This is a genomic window from Streptomyces sp. NPDC006551 (genome assembly GCF_040611675.1).
Classification (GTDB): Bacteria; Actinomycetota; Actinomycetes; order Streptomycetales; family Streptomycetaceae; genus Streptomyces.
In genome coordinates this window covers 1-18,245 of sequence record NZ_JBEXOT010000065.1, presented here as the reverse complement: position 1 = coordinate 18,245, position 18,245 = coordinate 1, and the positions used below count along the sequence as shown (strand labels likewise).

The 18,245-nt window shown below is 69.9% G+C and carries 14 protein-coding genes and 1 pseudogene; 10 read left to right on the top strand and 5 right to left on the bottom strand.

What is annotated here, in order from left to right:
• Nucleotides 1-30: 30 nt before the first annotated feature.
• The 3 genes from ABZY12_RS32445 to ABZY12_RS32435 are packed head-to-tail and all read right to left on the bottom strand — an operon-like array spanning nt 31 to nt 3,246.
• Nucleotides 31-870 (bottom strand): carbohydrate ABC transporter permease, encoded by an 840-nt coding sequence (locus ABZY12_RS32445; protein ID WP_356896731.1) that lies wholly within the window; start codon nt 868-870, stop codon nt 31-33.
• A gap of 46 nt (nt 871-916) precedes the next feature.
• The gene (locus tag ABZY12_RS32440) at nt 917-1,912 is read right to left on the bottom strand and encodes a sugar ABC transporter permease (RefSeq protein WP_356896729.1); all 996 of its coding nucleotides are present in this window, start codon (nt 1,910-1,912) and stop codon (nt 917-919) included.
• Nucleotides 1,913-1,926: 14 nt separating this feature from the next.
• Nucleotides 1,927-3,246, bottom strand: coding sequence for an extracellular solute-binding protein (locus ABZY12_RS32435; protein ID WP_356896699.1), 1,320 nt, complete (start codon nt 3,244-3,246; stop codon nt 1,927-1,929).
• Between the two features lie 209 nt (nt 3,247-3,455).
• Between ABZY12_RS32435 and ABZY12_RS32430 the strand changes: the two genes are divergently transcribed.
• The 4 genes from ABZY12_RS32430 to ABZY12_RS32415 all read left to right on the top strand — a co-directional run bounded on the left by ABZY12_RS32430 (nt 3,456) and on the right by ABZY12_RS32415 (nt 7,302).
• Nucleotides 3,456-4,790, top strand: coding sequence for an ROK family protein (locus ABZY12_RS32430; RefSeq protein WP_356896697.1), 1,335 nt, complete (start codon nt 3,456-3,458; stop codon nt 4,788-4,790).
• A gap of 44 nt (nt 4,791-4,834) precedes the next feature.
• Nucleotides 4,835-5,746 (top strand): hypothetical protein, encoded by a 912-nt coding sequence (locus ABZY12_RS32425; protein WP_356896695.1) that lies wholly within the window; start codon nt 4,835-4,837, stop codon nt 5,744-5,746.
• Between the two features lie 58 nt (nt 5,747-5,804).
• Nucleotides 5,805-6,071, top strand: a complete 267-nt coding sequence (locus ABZY12_RS32420; protein WP_356896693.1) for a hypothetical protein — start codon at nt 5,805-5,807, stop codon at nt 6,069-6,071.
• A gap of 190 nt (nt 6,072-6,261) precedes the next feature.
• The gene (locus tag ABZY12_RS32415) at nt 6,262-7,302 is read left to right on the top strand and encodes a LacI family DNA-binding transcriptional regulator (RefSeq protein WP_356896691.1); all 1,041 of its coding nucleotides are present in this window, start codon (nt 6,262-6,264) and stop codon (nt 7,300-7,302) included.
• A gap of 70 nt (nt 7,303-7,372) precedes the next feature.
• Here the strand turns inward: ABZY12_RS32415 and ABZY12_RS32410 are convergent, their stop codons facing one another.
• Both ABZY12_RS32410 and ABZY12_RS32405 read right to left on the bottom strand, forming a co-directional pair.
• Entirely contained in the window at nt 7,373-9,100 is a 1,728-nt protein-coding gene (locus tag ABZY12_RS32410; RefSeq protein WP_356896689.1) for a glycoside hydrolase family 6 protein, read from the bottom strand.
• A gap of 14 nt (nt 9,101-9,114) precedes the next feature.
• The gene (locus ABZY12_RS32405; RefSeq protein ID WP_356896687.1) at nt 9,115-10,641 is read right to left on the bottom strand and encodes a cellulase family glycosylhydrolase; all 1,527 of its coding nucleotides are present in this window, start codon (nt 10,639-10,641) and stop codon (nt 9,115-9,117) included.
• A 264-nt stretch (nt 10,642-10,905) separates the two neighbouring features.
• On the opposite strand from ABZY12_RS32405, the gene ABZY12_RS32400 reads away from it, so the two are divergent.
• From ABZY12_RS32400 to ABZY12_RS32375, 6 genes and pseudogenes are all read left to right on the top strand, one after another.
• A complete protein-coding gene (locus ABZY12_RS32400; RefSeq protein WP_356896685.1) occupies nt 10,906-13,815 on the top strand; it encodes a glycoside hydrolase family 48 protein in 2,910 nt (969 codons plus the stop codon).
• Between the two features lie 202 nt (nt 13,816-14,017).
• Entirely contained in the window at nt 14,018-14,335 is a 318-nt protein-coding gene (locus ABZY12_RS32395; protein ID WP_356896683.1) for an L-rhamnose mutarotase, read from the top strand.
• Between the two features lie 154 nt (nt 14,336-14,489).
• Nucleotides 14,490-15,740 (top strand): extracellular solute-binding protein, encoded by a 1,251-nt coding sequence (locus tag ABZY12_RS32390; protein ID WP_356896727.1) that lies wholly within the window; start codon nt 14,490-14,492, stop codon nt 15,738-15,740.
• Nucleotides 15,740-16,741 (top strand): sugar ABC transporter permease, encoded by a 1,002-nt coding sequence (locus ABZY12_RS32385; RefSeq protein ID WP_356896725.1) that lies wholly within the window; start codon nt 15,740-15,742, stop codon nt 16,739-16,741. The genes ABZY12_RS32390 and ABZY12_RS32385 overlap by 1 nt, the downstream gene beginning before the upstream one ends.
• Nucleotides 16,738-17,589: a carbohydrate ABC transporter permease gene (locus ABZY12_RS32380; protein ID WP_356896681.1), complete on the top strand. Its 852-nt coding sequence runs from the start codon at nt 16,738-16,740 to the stop codon at nt 17,587-17,589. The genes ABZY12_RS32385 and ABZY12_RS32380 overlap by 4 nt, the downstream gene beginning before the upstream one ends.
• Nucleotides 17,590-17,593: 4 nt before the next feature.
• Nucleotides 17,594-18,145 (top strand): annotated as a pseudogene (locus ABZY12_RS32375) (hypothetical protein); the annotation flags it as partial.
• Between the last annotated feature and the right edge of the window lie 100 nt (nt 18,146-18,245).

Below are 18,245 nucleotides of genomic sequence, written 5' to 3'. Positions count from 1 at the left end.
GAAGGAGGGGGAAGGAGGGGAAAGGAGGCGTCACTTGACCGCGCCGGCGGTCAGCCCGGTGACGAGGTACCGCTGGAGGAGCAGGAACCCGGCGACGACGGGCACGCTCACGACCAGGGAGGCGGCCATGACCTGGTTCCAGTAGACCTCGGTCTGTGTGGCGTAACCCTGGAGGCCGATGGCGAGGGTGCGGGTCGTGTCGTTGGTCATCACGGAGGCGAACAGCACTTCGCCCCATGCCGTCATGAACGCGTACACGGCGACCGCGACGATGCCGGGGACCGCGGCGGGCACGACGACCCGGAAGAGCGCGCCGAGCGGACCGCAGCCGTCGACCTTGGCCGCTTCGTCGAGATCCCGGGGGACCGAGTCGAAGTACCCGATGAGCATCCAGATCGAGAACGGCAGGGAGAAGGTCAGATAGGTGAGGATGAGGCCGCCGCGCGAGCCGAAGAGCGCGATCCCGGTGGCGTTGCCGATGTTGACGTAGATGAGGAACAGCGGCAGCAGGAAGAGGATGCCGGGGAACATCTGGGTCGACAGCACGGTCACGGTGAAGACGCGCTTGCCGCGGAAGGAGTAGCGGCTGACGGCGTAGGCCGCGAAGACGGCGATGACGACGGAGCAGACGGTCGCCGCACCGGCCACGACGACCGAGTTCACGAAGTAGTCGGCGAGCGGGACGGTCTCCCAGATGTCGAGGTAGGGCCGGAGGGTGAGGCCCGACGGGATCCACCGGAACTCGCCCGACACGTCCTGCAGCGGTTTGAGCGAGCTGGAGACCATCACGTACACCGGCAGCAGGACGAAGCCGGTGAGCAGGGTCAGGAAGATCCGCCGGCTCCAGAGGAAGGACCGCGGCGGAGCCATCGGGGAGCGGGGCCGCGTGCCCGCGGAGGCGCCGGGCGGGGAGGGCTCAGCCATCGGTGGCCTTCCTTCCTCGGGTGGTGAGCAGGAGGTGGACGCCCGTCACGACGAGCAGGAAGAGGAGCAGCAGGACCGACATCGCCGCGCCCGTGCCGAAGTTCCAGGTCTGGAACGACGACTGGTAGATGTGCAGGGAGATGAGGTCCGCCGATTCCGGCGCCGCCTTCCCGAAGAGCACGAACGGCGTGTTGAAGTCGTTGAAGGTCCACAGGAACAGCACCAGGACCAGGACCTGGTTGACCGGACGCAGCGACGGCAGGGTGATGCGGCGGATCTGCTGCCACACCCCGGCCCCGTCGAGCGCGGCCGCCTCGTACATCTCCCGGGGGATGTTCTGCAGCCCGGCCATCATGATGAGGAAGGCGAAGGGCCAGCCCTTCCACACCGAGACGACGAGCAGGGTGACGAAACTGTTCTCGCCGATCAGCCAGAACGGCGGGGTGTCGGTGAGACCGAGCTGGTCGTGCAGGACGTGGTTGATCAGCCCGTTGTCCCGCTGGAACATGAACGCCCAGGTGATGACGGCGGCGTACACGGGCAGCGCGTACGGCACGAGGAAGATCGTGCGCAGCAGACCGCGGCCCCGGAAGGCCTCCTGCAGGAAGATCGCGGCGGCCGTGCCGAGCAGCCAGCACAGTCCGACGCAGACCACGGTGAACAGGCACGTGGTGACGAAGGACCTCAGCAGCGCCTCGCCCACAGGGGCGTCGAAGTCGACCGTGACCGAGTAGTTGTCCAGGCCGGCCCAGGGGGCGGCGCCCCAGTCGCGGATGTGGAACTGGGTGAGCTCCTTGAAGCTCATGACGACGCCGATCACCATCGGCACCAGATGGACGAGGAGTTCCAGGAGCAGCGCGGGAAGCAGCAGCAGGTACGGGAGGGAGACACGGCGCAGCCGCCCGGGGCGGTGCGTGGTGGGCGCCGCCCCGGGGTCCTGCCGCTGTTCGCTCCGGCCGCCGGCCTTGTCGAGGGCGGTGATGGTCATCGAGGTGTCCGCGCTCACTTCTTCGGCATCTGCTGCTCGGCCTTCTCGAGCTTGTCCCGCACCGAAGCGGTGGTCACCGGCCGGCCGGCGGCGGCGTCGGCGAAGAGCTCCTTGACCGCCGTGCCCACGACCGTCTCGAACTGCGATTCCTCGGGGACCTGCGGAAGGGCGGCGGCGCTGGTGGCGAGGGTCTCGCGGAGGACGGCCAGAGCGGGGGTGTCGAAGGCGGGATCCCGCTGGGCGCTCTTGACGGGCGGTATGGAGCCGTACGCCTTGTTGAGGATCTTCTGCTCCTCGTCGCCGGTCATGAAGTTCACGAATTTCATGGCGCCGTCGATGTTCTTGGTGTTCCTGAACACGGCGAGGTTGATGCCGGCGACCATCGAGTTGGTCGCCGTGCCCTGCCCGGGCGCGCCGGACCGGACGGGCGCGGGAGCGACGCCCCACTCGTCGTCGCTCATGCCCTGGGCCTTGAAGGTCGCGGAGGCCGTTTGCCACAGGACCATCGCGGTCTTGTCGTTGGCGAAGTCGCTGAGGGACTGGTTCTGCGCGTACTCGGCGTTGCCCTTGGCGACGATGCCGTGTGCCGCCATGAGGTCGACGTACTGCTTGACGGCCGCGACGGCGCCGTCGGAGGTGAAGTCGGCCTTGCCGTCGGGGGCGAAGAAGTCGGCGCCGTGCTGCTTGCCGAGGACGAAGACCTGGTGGATGTTGTTGGAGAGGTTGGCTCCCTCGACACCGATCGCCGACTTTCCGTCCTTGCTCAGCCGCTTCCCGGTGGCGATCAGTTCGTCCCAGGTGGCCGGCGGCTTCGCGACACCGGCGTCGGCGAACATCTTCTTGTTGTAGTAGAGGGCGTAGGCCATGGAGTACAGCGGTACGGCCGCCGGGTCCTGTCCCTGGGCACCGGTCGAGCCGAGCGCGGAGGCGACGAAGCGGTCCCTGCCGCCGATCCTGCCGAAGTTCGCGGCGTCCCAGGGCAGGAGCGCGCCGCTCGCCTGGAGGGAGGCGCTCCAGGTGTTGCCGATGTTGAGGACGTCGGGCCCCTGCCCGGAGGTGGTGGCGGTGAGGATCCGGTTGAGGAGATCGCTCCAGGGGATGACCTCCAGCTTCACCTCGATGCCGGTCGCCTTCTCGAACTTGTCGAGTTCCGGCTGGAGGACCTTCTTGTCGACCTCGAGGTTCGCGCCCTGGTTGGAGGCCCAGTAGGTGAGGGTCCGTGGCTGTTCATTGGACCCGGCACCGCCGCCGGTCGAGCCGCCGCCGCAGGCAGCCGCCGTGAGGACGAGCGAGAGGGTGACGGCGCCGATGGCCGCGGCTCTGATTCTGCGCATGACTCCAGAAGCCTTTCGTGGAGTGGCGGAGTGCCTTCGAGGGGAGGGTCCGGAAGGGCCGGAGTAGCGCCCGCGTTCGGTTCCCGAAGCCTCTCACGGCTTAATTTAGGATGTGAGTTAAACCTCAAGCGAAGGTCGCGTCAAGGGGTGCCGCAGCGGTATGTTGCGGGGGGACGACGTGACGAAGCGCGTGAGAAAAAGGGGGAAGGGTGACACAGCGCAGCGGCCGTACGGTGCGTGACCTGCGGCGGGAGAACCGCACCGCGGTATTGCAACGCCTGTACTTCGACGGACCCCTGAGCCGCTTCTCGCTCGGCCCGGTCACCGGGCTGAGCTCGGGCTCCGTGAGCAACGTGGTGGCCGAACTGGTCGCCGAGGGCCTGGTGGAGGAGGCCGGAAGCGTCGATTCCGCCGGCGGGCGCCCCCGGACCCTGCTGCGCGTCAGCCCGGAGAGCGGCTACATGATCGGCGTCGACGTCGGCGAGACCCGGGTGAGGATCGAACTCTTCGACCTGGCCCTCACCGAACTCGCCCGCGTGGAGAGACCGTTGGAGAACGAGGGGCCGCGGCGCGTCGACCGCTACGACGTCGGCGTCGTCGTCGGCCATCTGCGCGAGGGCATCGCCGAGGTCCTGGACCGGGCCGGGATCGCGGCCGAGCGGCTGCTCGGTGTCGGCGTCGGCGTCCCCGGCATCGTCGCGCGGACACCGGAGGACGGCGCGGTGGTCCACGGCCAGACCATCGGCTGGGACGGCGTACCCCTGGAACGGCTGCTGCGCGAGTCCGGACTGCTGCCCGACTCCGTGCCGTACTACATCGACAACGGCGCCAAGACGCTCGGCCAGGCGGAGATGTGGTTCGGCGCCGGGCGCGGCGCGCGCAACGCCGTGGTCGTGCTCTTCGGCTCGGGCGTCGGCGCCTGTGTCGTCTCCGACGACATGCGCCCCGGCCGGGCCGTGGAGTGGGGGCACCTGACCGTACGGGTACGGGGGCGGCGGTGCCGCTGCGGCGCCCAGGGCTGCCTGGAGGCGTACGCGGGGGCGGAAGCGCTCCTGGAACGCTGGGCGGAGGCGGGCGGCCGGCCGCCGGCGGGCGTCGACGAGGAGACCGCGCTGACCGCCATGCTCGCCGCCGCGTACCCGGACCGGGGCATGGACCCGGACGCGGCGGGGACCGGCCGGGAGCCGGACGCGACCGCCCTGGCCGTCCTGGAGGAGACGGCCGAGTACCTCGGCGCCGGCTTCTCCGACCTGATCAACCTCTTCCAGCCCGAGCGGATCCTCGTGGGAGGCTGGGCGGGACTCCAGCTCGGCGCGCGCTTCCTGGACTCCGTCCGGGCGCACGCCACCTCCTACGCCCTGTCCTACCCGGCAGCCCACGTGCGCATCGACCTCGGCACCCTGGGCCCGGACGCCGTCACGGTCGGGGCGGCCATCCTGCCCCTCACCGACTTCTTCGCGCGCGGAGGACGCCGGGCGGAGAGCGACCCGGAGGAACCTACCCCCGCGTGGCGGGCGACCCTGCGGGAGCGGGCGGCGCAGTAGCCCGCCGGAGCGCGAGCGAGCGGCGGATGCACGACAGTGGTGGCGTGGATGTGGACGCGGTCGCCTCGGATCTGTACGGGCTGGTGCCGGCGGAATTCACCGCCGCCAGGAACAGCCACGTCGCCCGGGCCCGCGCGGCCGGTGACGCGGAGGCGGCCCGGCGGATCGCCGGGCTGCGGAAGCCGACGCTCGCGGCCTGGGCCTCGACCCTTCTCGTACGGCACAGGCCCGAGGAGACCCAGCGGCTGCTCCAGCTCGGGCAGGCCCTGCGCGAGGCGCACCGCAACCTCGACGGGGCCCGGCTGAGGGAGCTCGGCCACCGGCAGCACGCCGTCCTGGCGGCGCTCGCCCGCCAGGCGCGCGACATCGCCGCCGAGGCCGGGCAGCCGGTGGGCGACGGCGTGGTGCGGGAGATCGAGGAGATCCTGCGCACGGTGCTCACCGACGAGCAGGTGGCGGGGCGGTGGGCCACCGGGGTCCTGGACAAGGCGCCGACGGCGAGCGTCGGCTTCACCGGACTGGAACCGGGGCCGGCCGTCGTACCCACCCCGCCGGAGAGCAGCGGGGCCACCGCCCGGAAGGGCGAACCCGAGGAGCGGGAGAGGAAGGGGGAGAAGAAGGGGGAGGAGAAGAGGAAGGAGGAGGAGAAGAGGAAGGAGGAGGAGAAGAGGAAGGAGGAGGAGAAGAGGAAGGAGGCGGTCGCGGCGGCTCGGCGCGAGGCGGAACGTCGCGACAGGGAGCTCCGGAAGGCCGAGGAGGCCCGGGACGGGGCCGGTCGGCGCCTGGCACAGGCGGAGGACCGCCTCGCCGATCTGGAGCGACGGCGCCGGGAGACGGAGCGGGTACGGGACCGGGCCCGCGAGGACGCCGAAGCGGCCGCACGACGTGCACGGGAGGCCGGCCGGGCGGCGAAGGCCGCGCGGGAGGCGCTGGAGCGTCTGGCCGGCTCCGGCTGAGAGCGGCGGCCGGCCGGTGGCCGGGCGAGTGTCAGTGGTGGATGCGATGCTGCCGGGTATGGACGAGCTGATGAGAGGCCGTGTGTACGGCGCCGACCACGACGACCCCGACCCGGGGCCCAGGCCGGGGCACGACTACCGGGAGCTGGTGGCCGGTCCGTTGGACGGACTGCTCCTCGACGTCACCGGCTGGACGGAGGAGCAGCTCCGGGAGGGAGCCGCCCTGGCCACCGAGATAGGCACGTACGGGCCCGGCGGCCGCGCCCGGTACGGTCCGCGCGACGGCGACCCGCTGCGCTGGGACTGGGAAGGCGACATCCGCTGAGCGCACGGGAGCGACCCGGCGAGAACACCTCTCCCGTCCGGGATGAATCGTTTTAGGAAGTCGGGGCTGCTCAGGGAGCGCTGTTCAGCTCGGTGTCCGGAGCAGCGCCCGGCCCGCCGAGAAACACCCGTTGATACGATCCAATCCACAGTCGGGCGGCGGTGGCACGCGAGGGGACGGGACGCTCCAGGTGAGGCGGACGGCAGGCGGCGGCGGGCAGGGTGCCGGGATCAAGGACGTGGCCCGGGAGGCGGGTGTCTCGGTCGGCACGGTCTCCAATGTGATCAACCGGCCCGACCGCGTCTCGGAGCGCACACGCCGTCATGTGCAGGACGTGATCGCGCGTCTCGGCTATGTGCGCAGCGAGTCGGCACGCCAGCTGAGGGCCGGACGCAGCCGCATCCTCGCCCTTCTCGTGCTCGACATGGGCAACCCGTTCTTCGTCGACCTGGCCCGTGGGGCCGAGCGTTCGGCCCGCGCGGCCGGGCTCAGCGTCATGGTCTGCAACAGCGACCAGAGCCCCGAGGCCGAGGCCGAGTACCTCTCCCTCTTCGCCGAACAGCGCGTGCACGGCGTCCTGGTCACGCCCGCCGACCCCAGCGGCGACAACCTCCAGGAGTTCCGGCGGCACGGCATTCCGTTCGTACTGGTGGACCGGGTGGCCGGTGGCCCCTCCGAGTGCTCCGTCTCCGTGGACGACGTGGCGGGCGGCGCACTGGCCGTCCGTCATCTGGTGTCCCTCGGCCACTCCTCGATCGCCTACGTCAGCGGTCCGCCCCATCTCCTCCAGGTCCGGGACCGGCGTACCGGAGCGCTGAACGCCCTGGCCGAGGCCGGGCTGCCGCCGCACGCCCTGCACGAGATCGTCGCCGACCGGCTCGACGTGAACGCCGGCCGCGACGCGGGCGCGCGGCTCCTGGGGACGGCGAAGCGCCCCACCGCCGTCTTCTGCGCGAACGACCTGCTCGCGCTCGGCGTGCTGCAGTCGATGTACGCGGCGGGGGTCAGGGTTCCGGAGGACATCGCCATCGTCGGGTACGACGACATCGAGTTCGCCGCCGCGGCGGCCGTTCCGCTGACATCGGTCCGACAGCCCGCGGCCACCCTCGGCACCATGGCCACCGAACTGCTCCTGGAGGAGGCCGGCGACACCGATGCCGTGCACCGGCATCGACAAGTCGTGCTCCAGCCCGAGCTGGTGGTCCGCGGATCCACCCTTCACCCGCGCTGACCGTGGCCGGGGACCGGCCGGAAGCGGAGTTCCGGCCGGCCCCCGGGGGCGTTTCACGGACAGGTGTCCGTCACAGCGCCGGGTGGGCGTTCTTCAGCAGCTCCTGGAACTGGGCCGAGAACCACTGGCCCGCGAGGGGCGCGTCCGGCAGCGAGCCCGACATGCTGTTGCCGTTCCGCGGGTTGCCCGTGTACGTCGGGTCGCACATGCGGTCGAAGCCCTTGCCCTCGTTGTTCGGGATCTCCTTGCTGGCGCCGTCCGACTCGCCCGGCGGCTTCATCCAGACGTACGCGTCGATGCCCGCGGCCGGAGCCGCCTTGGGACGTTCGCCGAGCCCCGCGCCCGCCTGGTTGCACCAGTTGCCGAGGTGGATGCGCCGGTCGTAACGGCCGCCGTTGACGTACGTGTCGACCGACGTCCGCGCGCCGGGCGCGCTGGGCCGGGCGGTGCCGCCCCAGCCGTTGCGGGAGGTGTCGATCAGCATGCCGAGACCGGAGTCGAAGCCGAGGGACACCAGCTTGGCGCGCATCGCCTGGGCGTACGACAGCTCGTCGACGTACCGGTTCCAGTCGACCCACTTCGACTGGCGCACGGAGACGCCGTTCACGCTGTCGTCGATGGCGAAGTGGTCCTCCTTCAGCGCGCTGTAGTTGGCGGTGTTGACGATGAAGCCGTGCACATTTGAGACCGTGGAGCCCTCGGCGGTCGCGGCCTGCTTGAACAGCTCGGCGGAGGGGCTGAAGTTGTCGTCCCAGCCGAGCCAGCCGTGGTGGCCCGCGTCCACGTAGTTGTAGACGTTGGCGATCGAACCCAGCTTGCTCAGCGCGTAACCGACGCCCTTGATGTAGTTGCCGTTGGCCTTCATCACATCGCAGTTGGCGGTGGCCGTGGGCCGTCCGGAGACGTTGGTGACCAGGTTCGGCAGCGAGTCGATCTCGACCGTGGTGACGATCCGCAGGCCCGCGTACTTCGGGTCGGCGAGAATGGCCGCGATCGGATCGATGTACTGGGTCTTGTACCGGTCGATCTCGGTCGGACCGAGCTCGCCGTTGGAGGCGAGGGCGGAGCAGTCGCGTCCCGGCAGGTTGTAGATCACCAGCTGGACGACGAGTTCACCGGAGCCCTTCTGCGTCAGGGCCTCGTCCAGGTGGTCGCGCAGCCCCATGCCGCCGTTCACACCCCCGATGGCGGCGATGCGGTCGAGCCAGACGCCGGTGGGCTGGTTGGAGATCCTGGTGCCGCCGGGCTCGGCGGCGGCCTTCGCGGACCACTCCGGGTTCACGTACACCTTGGCGCCGGCGTACGGGTTGTCGGCCTTGCCACCGGTCGGCGGCGGGGTCGTGGGCGGCGTGGTCGGTGGTGTCGTCGGCGGCTGGGTCGCCCCGTTGCACGCGACTCCGTTGAGCTTGAAGGTCGCGGGCACCGCGTTCGTACCACTGTACGAACCGTTGAAGCCGAAGGAGGTCGAACCGCCCGTCGTCAGGCTTCCGTTGTACGAGAGGTTCTTGGCGGTCACGGCGGCGCCGGACTGGGTGATCGTGGCGTTCCAGCCCTGGGTGACCTTCTGGTCGCCGGCGTAGGACCACTCCAGCGTCCAGGCGCTGAGCGGGTCACCGGTGTTGGTGACCACGACATTGGCTCCGAAGCCGGTGCTCCACTGGTTGGTGATCTGGTACTCGACCTTGCAGCCGGCGGCGGCGGCTCCGGCGGTGGACGTCATGACGGTGGCCGTGGCGCCCGTCGCGGTGATCAGGCCGAGGGCCGCCAGAAGGGCGGTACGGCTCGTTGTGCGGCTCATGTCGGGGATGCCTCTCAGTTCAGGGCGCGCAGATGGTCGCGCAGCCCGATGCCGAATGCGGTGGGTGTGCCGTCGTACGAGGTGATCAGGGCCGGACCCGAGGAACAGTTCCAGGTGTTCCACGTCCAGCCGAGATACGAGAGGGAGCGGTCGTCGAACCACTTCATGACGCGGTCGATGAAGGCGTGACCGCAGGTGTTCTCGCCGATCTCGCCCGCGACCAGCGGGACCCTGGCGGCGACGGGAGCGAGGGTGCTGTCCCAGCACGCCTCGTTGGAGCAGGTGTTGAAGTTGTACACGTGCCAGGCCGCGGCGAGATTGCCGGCGGGATCGGTGGGGGCGTTCGCGAGCCACTGGCTGAGGTCGTTGGAGTACGCGATGCCGGGGACGAGGACGAGATTGCGGGCCCCGGTCGCGCGGACCGCGTCCAGCAGGTCCTGCATGCCGGCGACCTCGTAGCCGATGCCGGGGCAGGTGCCGCCGTCGCGCCAGCACGTCCACGCCTGCGCCGCGGTGGAGGTCGCCCGGTCCGGATAGGGCTCGTTGAAGAGGTCGAAGACCACCCGGCGGTCGTTCTTGAAGGTGTCGGCGACCGACGTCCAGAAGGCCGGTGTGTACTGGGCGTTCGGCATCGGCTTCTGGCAGGAGGCGTGGACGTCCGAGCAGCCCGCCGAGTTGCCGGTGTACTGGCCGTACGTCCAGTGGAGTTCGACGATCGGCGTCATGCCGTGGGCGAGGACGCGGCCCACCAGGTCCTTGACGGCGTTGACGTAGTGCGTGCCCCGGTACTCGGGCTTGATGTTGGACAGGCCCAGCCAGCACTCCTCGTTGAGCGGGATGCGGACCGTGTTGGCCTTCCAGTCCGCGATGGCACGGACCGAGGCGTCGTCGACCGGACCGTCGAAGATGCCGTGGCCCTGTACACACATGAACTCACCGCCGGAGCGGTTGACGCCGAGGAGCCGGCGGGTGGCGCCGTTCTGGTCGACGAGCCGGTTTCCGGCCACGCTCAGCTCGGGCGCGCCGCCGACCGGGTCCGGCGGATCGGTCGGGCCGGTGGGCGTCGGTGTCGGTGTGGGGGTCGGGGTAGGAGTGGGTGTCGGGGTCGGGCCGGGGCCCGGGCCGACGTCGCAGGCGGTGCCGTTGAGCGTGAAGGCCGTGGGCGCGGTGTTCGTGCCCGACCAGGACGCGATGAAGCCGGCCGTGACGCTCGCGCCCGTGGCGAGCGAACCGTTCCAGTTCTCGTTGACGGCCGTGACCTTCGTCCCGGCCTGGGACCACTTCCCGCCCCAGCCCTGACTGACGCGCTGACCGGCCGGGAAGTCGAAGCCGAGACTCCAGCCGTTCAGGGCGGTGCTGTTGTTGGTGACGGTGACGGATCCCTGGAAGCCGCCGGCCCACTGGCCGACGACCGAGTACGCCACCGTGCACACGGGTGCGGCCGCTGCTCCGGAGGCCGTACCGACCACGGCGAAAGCGGTGCCCGCCATGGTGAGCGCCGCTCCGGCGAGCAGCGCGGACAGACGTGGGGGATGTCGCATGAGCGACTCCTTGCAGCGAGGGCGCGTACCTGACGACGCGCCGACTGACGGAATCGCTCCCACTGGTGGGCCCAGACCGTAGCGGCAACCGGCGCCAAGCAACAGAGGAGTTGACGAAGTTCCTGGTCGAATGTGTTCGACTCTTCGCGCACCTTGACGCCCTTGCGTCCCGTCTGCACAGTGGGAGCGCTCCCACTGGTTCAGAGATTGTGCCCTTCTCTCCGCACGCCCCCACCTTCCCGAGCCGCGAGGAGAACCACCCTCATGCCACCACGCCCGCCGCGCAGACGACGCGGCCTGCTGACCGCGCTGGCCGCAGCCCTGTCCTTACCCCTCGGAATGACCGCCGTCGGCACGACCGCCCACGCCGCGGCGGTGCAGTGCAGCGTGGACTACAAGACCAACGACTGGGGGTCCGGCTTCACCGCCGAGCTGACCCTCACCAACCGCGCCTCCACCCCGCTCGACGGCTGGACGCTGACGTACGACCAGACCGGCGACCAGAAGCTGACCAACGGCTGGAACGGCACCTGGTCCCAGTCCGGCAAGACCGTCACGGTGGCCAACGCCACCTGGAACAGGACCGTCGCCGCCGGAGCGGCCGTCACCACCGGCGCCCAGTTCAGCTACACCGGGACCAACGCCGCGCCCACCGCCTTCGCCGTCAACGGCACGCCCTGCGCCGGGGCCCACCAGCCACCGGTCGCCGTGCTCACCAGTCCGGCCGCCGGAGCGGTCTTCACCCAGGGCGACCCCGTCCCGCTGGCCGCCACCGCGGCCGCCGCCGACGGCGCGAGCGTCGGCAAGGTGGAGTTCTACAGCGACACCACCCTGCTCGGTACGGACACCACCGCGCCGTTCACCTTCAGCGCGACCGGCCTCGCGGCCGGCGCCCACTCGCTCTACGCCAAGGCGTACGACAGCATGGGCGCCTCCGCCGAGTCGGCCCCGGTGGGCATCACCGTCGCCGCCGGCCCGGCCCTCGTCGCCACGCCCGCCCAGCTCGGGGTACGCCAGGGAACCACCGGCACCTTCGACCTGAAGCTCTCCACCCAGCCGGCGGGCAATGTCACCGTTGCCGTCACGCGCACCTCGGGCAACAGCAACCTCACCGTCAGCGGGGGCGCGAGCCTCACCTTCACCCGGGCGAACTGGAACACCGCCCAGAAGGTGACCGTCGCCGCGGCGGCCACGGGCACCGGCTCGGCCGTCTTCACCGCGACCGCCCCCGGCCACACCAAGGCCGAGGTCACCGTCGCCCAACTGGCCGCCGACTCCACCTACGACGCCCGCTTCCTCGACCTCCACGGGAAGATCACGAACCCGGCCAACGGCTACTTCTCGCCGGAGGGCATCCCGTACCACTCGGTCGAGACCCTGATCGTCGAGGCCCCGGACCACGGCCACCAGACGACCTCGGAGGCGTACAGCTATCTGATCTGGCTCCAGGCGATGTACGGCAAGATCACCGGCGACTGGACCAAGTTCAACGGCGCCTGGGAGATCATGGAGAAGTACATGATCCCCACCCACGCCGACCAGCCCACGACCGGTGCCTACAACGCCTCCAAGCCCGCCACCTACGCGCCCGAGCACGACCTGCCGTCGCAGTACCCGGCGCGGCTGGACTCCGGCGTCACGGCCGGCTCCGACCCGATCGCCGGCGAGCTGAAGAGCGCCTACGGCACGGACGACATCTACGGCATGCACTGGCTCCAGGACGTCGACAACGTCTACGGCTTCGGCAACGAGCCCGGGAAGTGCTCCGCCGGACCGACGGCGACCGGACCCTCGTACATCAACACCTTCCAGCGCGGACCGCAGGAGTCCGTCTGGGAGACCGTCACCCACCCCACCTGCGACAACTTCGGCTACGGCGGAAAGAACGGCTACCTCGACCTCTTCACCGGGGACGCCTCCTACGCCAAGCAGTGGAAGTTCACCAACGCCCCCGACGCCGACGCCCGCGCCGTTCAGGCCGCCTACTGGGCCGACATCTGGGCCAAGGAGCAGGGCAAGGGCGCCCAGGTCACGGCCACCGTCTCCAAGGCGGCCAAGATGGGCGACTACCTGCGCTACGCCATGTTCGACAAGTACTTCAAGAAGTCCGGCAACTGCGTCGGGCCGGCCGCCTGTCCCGCGGGCACCGGCAAGGACAGCGCGCACTACCTGATGTCCTGGTACTACGCCTGGGGCGGCGCCACCGACACCAGCGCCGGCTGGTCCTGGCGGATCGGCTCCAGCCATGCCCACGGCGGCTACCAGAACCCGCTCGCCGCCTACGCCCTGAGCGAGTACGCCCCGCTCAAGCCCAAGTCGGCCACCGGTGCGGCGGACTGGGCGACCAGTCTCGACCGTCAGCTGGAGTTCTACCGCTGGCTCCAGTCCTCCGAGGGCGCCATCGCGGGCGGTGCCACCAACAGCTGGCAGGGCCGCTACGCCACCCCGCCGGCCGGGACCCCCACCTTCCACGGCCTGTTCTACGACGAGAAGCCGGTCTATCACGACCCGGCGTCCAATCAGTGGTTCGGCTTCCAGGCCTGGTCGATGGAACGGGTGGCGGAGTACTACCGGCAGACCGGTGACACGGCCGCCGAGACCGTCCTCGACAAGTGGGTCGCCTGGGCCCTGTCGAAGACCACGATCAACCCCGACGGCACGTACCGGATCCCCTCCACGCTCCGGTGGTCCGGCGCCCCCGACACCTGGAACGCCGCGAACCCCGGCGCCAACGCTGGCCTGCACGTCACCGTCACCGACTACACCGACGACGTCGGCGTGGCCGCCGCCTACGCCAAGACCCTGACCTACTACGCCGCCAAGTCCGGCCACGCGGAGGCGAAGCGGGTCGCCAAGGCGCTGCTCGACGGCATGTGGGCTCACCACCAGGACCCGTTGGGCATCGCCGTCCCGGAGACCCGCGCCGACTACAACCGCTTCGACGACCCCGTGTACGTGCCGAGCGGCTGGACCGGCACCATGCCGAACGGCGACACGGTGAACTCCTCGTCCACCTTCTCCTCGATCCGCTCCTTCTACCAGGACGACCCGGCCTGGCCGAAGATCGAGGCCTATCTGGCGGGCGGCGCCGCGCCCGTCTTCACGTACCACCGGTTCTGGGCCCAGGCGGACATCGCCCTGGCCATGGGCTCGTACGCGGAGCTGCTCGAGTAGCAGCCGCCCCGCCAGGAGCCGGCTCCGCGTACGACAGGGCCGGACGGACCCGCTTCCAACGGGTCCGTCCGGCCCTTGCGCGTGGGAGTTCCTCCGCCTTACGGTCCTGTTCGAGGAAGCGAGTGCAGTTCGATATATCGAACAACTCGCTCTTCTTGAATCCATTCAGTAGGGCGGTTGTCCCTCTCGGACGGAAGGCGCCATGCGACGCGTCTGTTTTCTGCTCAAGGTCCGCGCCGATCGGCTGGACGAGTACCGCGCACACCACCGGGCCGTCTGGCCCGAGATGCTCGACGCCCTGACCGCCGCCGGCTGGCACAACTACTCCCTCTTCCTGCGGGAGGACGGACTCCTGGTCGGCTATCTGGAGACCGAGGACTTCGAGGCCGCCCGCGCTGCCATGGCGGCCACCGAGGTCAACGCGCGCTGGCAGGCGCGGATGGCACCGTTCTTCGAGGCGCTCGACGGCGCCCCCGACGCCTCCATGGTGCCGCTGTCCGAGGTCTTCCACCTCGACTGAGCCTCTTCCGCGAGCAGCGCTTCGACGGATCCTGTCCGAACCGTTGACGTGTGGCCCGACCGTCCTTACGTTGTGCCAGCAAGCGCTTTCTTGGAACGTTTCAATCGCAGGAGGAGGAACGGTGCGTACTCAAGGGACGGTCGACCGGCGGGGAATGCTCAAGGTCGCGGGTGGCTCACTGGCCGCTCTCGGCCTGACCGCCGCGGGATGTGGCAGCGGTGGCGGTTCCGGCGACGGGACCGTCACCATCCGGTACGCCTGGTGGGGTTCGGACGACCGTGCCAAGCGGATCAACCAGTCGATCGCGCTCTTCGAGAAGAAGTACCCGAAGATCAAGGTCAAGACGGACTTCCAGCCCTACCTCGACTTCTGGAAGAAGTTCAACACCCAGGCGTCGGGCGGCAATCCGCCGGACGTCTTCCAGAACGCGGTCGGTTTCCTGCGGAAGTACGACGAGAAGAACGTCCTGCTCGACCTGAGCGAGCAGGTGAAGGCCGGGAACCTGCGCCTGGACGGTTTCCGGGCCGGCCTGGAGAAGTTCGGCGAGATCGACGGCAGGCTGCTCGGCGTACCCGTCGGCAGCAACTCCATGGCGCTCGTCATCGACCAGGCCGTCTTCGAGAAGGCCCGCGTCACCCCGCGCCCCGGCTGGACCTGGGACGAGTTCCACGCCGCCCTCGCCACGATCCGGGACACCCAGGGCCGGGCCGGCGACAGCGGCATGTACGGCGTGATGTACCTCTACGACCTCTACCTGCGCCAGCACGGAAAGGCGTTCTTCACCGACAAGGGACTCGGCTTCACCCAGGCCGACCTCACCGACTGGTGGACCAAGGGGTACGCCGGGGTGAGGTCGGGCCTCTACTCCGACCCGAAGCGGGTGGCGCAGGTCAAGCCGAAGTCCGCCGTCGCAGCCGAACTCGCCGCCTCCGAGTTCACCTGGGACAACTTCACCATTCGCTACACCTCGGAGGGCAAGAGCCGGTACGGACTCGCGCCCATCCCGACGACCGACGGCAAGAAGACCGGGCAGTACCTCGGCTCGCTGATGCTCAGCGGCTCCAAGCGCACCAAGCACCCCAAGGAAGTCGCCCAGTTCATCGACTTCATGGTCCACGACCCCGAGGTCGCAAGGGTCATGGGCTTCGACCGGGGCGTCCCGGCCACCACGGCGCAGTACGAGGCGTTCAAGCCGTCGGACCCGGTCGCCCAGCAGATCGCGGCGTACGAGAAGCAGCTCGTCGACACCCGCGTCCTGGAGACGATCACCCCGCACCCGTCCGGCGCCGATGTCTGCGAGGCGGCCTTCCTGCGCCTCGCGGAGGAGATGGCCCTCGGCAAGCGGTCGGTGGGAGACGCGGTGAAGCAGTACTTCACCGAGTGCGCGACGGCGCTCGGCTCCTGATGGGCCCCGCCGTGACACACGTACCCTCGGCGTCGCCGGAGGTGGAGCCCGCGAAGCCGCGCTCCACCTCCGGAGCCGGCACGAGCCCCGCCCCGCCGGGCGCGGGCCGCCGGGCGCGACGCGAGAACCTCGCCGGATACCTCTTCATGTCCCCGTGGATCGCCGGCTTCCTGCTGCTGACCGCGGGACCGATGGTCGCCTCGCTCTACTTCGCCTTCACCGACTACAACCTCTTCGACGCCCCGCGGTGGATCGGTCTGCGGAACTTCACCGACATGTTCGCCGACCCCCGCTGGCGGACCTCGGTGGAGGTGACGAGCTGGTACGTGATCGTCGGTACGCCGCTGAAGCTGGCCGCCGCGCTCGGCGTGGCCCTGCTCCTCAACCAGAAGCGACGGGGCCAGGGCTTCTACCGGGCGGCGTTCTACGCGCCCTCGCTCATCGGCGCCAGCGTCTCCGTCGCCATCGTCTGGCGCGCCCTCTTCTCGGACGATGCCGTCGTCGACCGGACGCAGCAGCTGTTCGGCCTGGAGGCGGGCGGCTGGATCGGCGATCCGGACCGCATCGTCTACAGCCTGGTGGCGCTCACCGTCTGGCAGTTCGGCGCACCGATGGTCATCTTTCTGGCGGGCCTCAAGCAGGTGCCGCGCGAGCTGTACGAGGCGGCGGAGATGGACGGCGCCGGCGCGTGGCGGCGGTTCTGGCACATCACCCTGCCGATGATCTCGCCGGTGCTCTTCTTCAACGTGCTCCTGGAGACCATCCACTCCTTCCAGATCTTCGGCTCCGCCTACATCCTCGGCGGCCAGGGCAACGCCTGCGGACCGGCCGACGCGACGCTCGTCTACACCTGTTACCTCTACATCCAGGGCTTCGAGAACAGCCGGATGGGCTTCGCCTCGGCGATGGCCTGGATGCTGCTGCTCGCCGTCGGTCTGGTGACGGCGGTGCTGTTCTGGTCCCAGCGGCGCTGGGTGCACTACGAGGAGGCCTCCCGATGACGATGACAGGCGTGTCGCGGAGTACGGGCTCGGTCGCCTGGCACGTGGGGGCGCTCGCCGTCCTCGCGGTCGTGCTCTATCCGGTGGTGTGGGTGATCGGCGGCTCGTTCAAGCCGAACGACGAGATCGTCGGCAGTCTGGAGCTGTTCCCCACCGATCCGATCGTGGAGAACTACAGCCGGCTCGCCGACGGCATCGCCGACATCCCGATCTCGACCTTCTTCACCAACTCCCTGCTGCTGGCCGTCGGTTCGGTGGTCGGCGTGCTCTTCTCCTGCTCGCTGGCGGCCTATGCCTTCGCCCGGATCGGTTTCGCCGGGCGCGGGGTGCTGTTCGCCGTGATGATCGGCACGCTGCTGCTGCCGTACCACGTGCTGCTGATCCCGCAGTACGTGCTGTTCCAGAAGCTGGAACTCATCAACACCTACACGCCGTTGCTGCTCGGCAAGTATCTGGCGACGGACGCCTTCTTCGTCTTCCTGATGATGCAGTTCATGCGGAACCTGCCGAAGGAGCTGGACGAGGCCGCGCGGCTGGACGGCTGCGGGCACCTGCGGATCTACTGGTCGATCGTGCTGCCGCTGTGCCGGCCCGCGCTGATCACCAGCGCGATCTTCACCTTCATCAACGCGTGGAACGACTTCATGGGGCCGCTGATCTATCTCAACGAGCCCGAGAAGTACACCGTCTCGCTCGGTCTGAAGATGTTCGTCGACCAGGACGGTGTGGCCAACTACGGCGGCATGATCGCGATGTCGCTGGTGGCGCTGCTGCCGGTGCTGCTCTTCTTCCTGGCCTTCCAGCGGTATCTGATCGACGGCATGGCCACCTCGGGACTGAAGGGCTGAGGGGATGCTCAAGCCGCAGGCGCTGGCCCGGTTCGGCGTCTTCGCCGAGTGCCTTCTCGTGGGGGTGTGGATCGCGGTCGCGTCCCTGCCGCTGGTCACCCTGCCGGCGGCGCTGGCCGCCGGGGCGGCGCATCTGCGCCACTGGACCGGGGGAGAGGAGAGCGGGTGGCGGCGGTTCGTCGCCGACCTGCGGTCCGCGGTCCGGCGCGGCTGGCTCGTGGGTCTCGCGGGGTGGGCCGCCCTCGGCCTGGTGTGGCTGGATCTCGCGATCGTACGGGCGGGACTTCCGGGCGGCCGCGTCGTGGGCGCGATCGGGGTGTTGGCGGCGATCGGTCTGGTCGTCACGGTCCTGCGGGCCTGTGCGGCCTGGCGGCCGGGAGCGTCATGGCGGACGCTGCTGCCCGCCGCTGCCCGCCGTACCGTCCGCGACCCGGCAGGTTCCCTTCTGGTCGTCTGCGGCTTCGCCGTGATCGCGGCCTCCGCCTGGTTCGCGGCCCCTCTGGCGGCCCCGGCGCTCGGCATGCTCGTCGCCTCGACCCTGGCGATCGAACACCGCACCACGGCCGTCGAAGGCGAGGCCGTCCCAGACGGAGTCGAGGCGTGCCATCAGGACGTCGAGGTCGGCGGGCGTGCGGCCGGAGGCGACCTCGTCGGCG

Coding starts and splice junctions, on each gene's coding strand:
- ABZY12_RS32445 (WP_356896731.1), bottom strand. CDS start 870: ATGGCTCCGCCGCGGTCCTTCCTCTGGAGCCGGCGGATCTTCCTGACC.
- ABZY12_RS32440 (WP_356896729.1), bottom strand. CDS start 1,912: ATGACCATCACCGCCCTCGACAAGGCCGGCGGCCGGAGCGAACAGCGG.
- ABZY12_RS32435 (WP_356896699.1), bottom strand. CDS start 3,246: ATGCGCAGAATCAGAGCCGCGGCCATCGGCGCCGTCACCCTCTCGCTC.
- ABZY12_RS32420 (WP_356896693.1), top strand. CDS start 5,805: ATGGACGAGCTGATGAGAGGCCGTGTGTACGGCGCCGACCACGACGAC.
- ABZY12_RS32410 (WP_356896689.1), bottom strand. CDS start 9,100: ATGAGCCGCACAACGAGCCGTACCGCCCTTCTGGCGGCCCTCGGCCTG.
- ABZY12_RS32405 (WP_356896687.1), bottom strand. CDS start 10,641: ATGCGACATCCCCCACGTCTGTCCGCGCTGCTCGCCGGAGCGGCGCTC.
- ABZY12_RS32400 (WP_356896685.1), top strand. CDS start 10,906: ATGCCACCACGCCCGCCGCGCAGACGACGCGGCCTGCTGACCGCGCTG.
- ABZY12_RS32395 (WP_356896683.1), top strand. CDS start 14,018: ATGCGACGCGTCTGTTTTCTGCTCAAGGTCCGCGCCGATCGGCTGGAC.
- ABZY12_RS32390 (WP_356896727.1), top strand. CDS start 14,490: ATGCTCAAGGTCGCGGGTGGCTCACTGGCCGCTCTCGGCCTGACCGCC.
- ABZY12_RS32385 (WP_356896725.1), top strand. CDS start 15,740: ATGGGCCCCGCCGTGACACACGTACCCTCGGCGTCGCCGGAGGTGGAG.
- ABZY12_RS32380 (WP_356896681.1), top strand. CDS start 16,738: ATGACGATGACAGGCGTGTCGCGGAGTACGGGCTCGGTCGCCTGGCAC.